General features: G+C 68.7%; 1 pseudogene. It reads left to right on the top strand.

From position 1 onward, the window contains the following. Positions 1–815: pseudogene (locus tag KZO25_RS16785) on the top strand (hypothetical protein); the annotation flags it as partial.

Raw genomic sequence — 815 nt, 5'->3', positions numbered from 1 at the left:
CGGCCAGGTGATCGCCCAGACCGCTCCGGACGGCACCCGCTGGGCCATCGAGCGGGATGCCCTGGGCCAGCCCACCCGCATTGAAGGCCCCGACAATCAGCGCTGGCAGATTAAGCGCAATGACCTCGGCCATCCGGTGGAAGTTACCGGGCCGGAAGGCACTACCGCTTTTGCCTATGCGCATGCCGACCTGCCTGACCGCCCCACCACGCTCACCGATGCGGTTGGGGCCACCCACCAGCGTGAGTGGAACGCCCTGGGCCAGCTCAGCGCCCAGATCGACTGCTCCGAACGGCGCACCGACTACACCTATGACACCCGCGGCTACCTCGCCGCCGTCACCAACGCCCTGAATGAAACCACCCGCACCACCCACGACGCCATGGGCCGGCGCCAGTCCACCCAGCTCCCCGATGGCAGCCGCTGGCACCACCACTACGACCCGCAAGGACGACTGGTCGAGCGGGAAGGCCCCCAAGGGTTTAGGCAGCAGATCTTCCATGACGACCACGGCCGCCCCGTCCAGCGCCTCGACGCCGACGGCAGCCAGCAGCACACCGCCTACGACGCCGCCGGCCGCGTCAGCGAACTCACCCTGGGCAACGGTGCGGTCTACCGCTTTAACTACGATGACATGGATCGCCTCGCCAGCGAGACCGGCCCCGATGGCCGGGAGCAGCAGTACCGCTACGATGACGCCGGCCAACTGATCGAACGGATGGAAGCCAACCGCCCGGGCCCCGACGGCCAGCCGCTGGTCACCCGGTATGACTACGACGCCAATGGCCGGCTCACCGCCCGCCACCTGCCCGCGA

The sequence above is a fragment of the Halomonas sp. ANAO-440 genome (genome assembly GCF_019915905.1).
In the GTDB taxonomy this organism is placed as follows: domain Bacteria; phylum Pseudomonadota; class Gammaproteobacteria; order Pseudomonadales; family Halomonadaceae; genus Halomonas; species Halomonas chromatireducens.
Note: the sequence above shows the minus strand (reverse complement) of the source record. Positions and strands in the feature narration are given on the sequence as shown.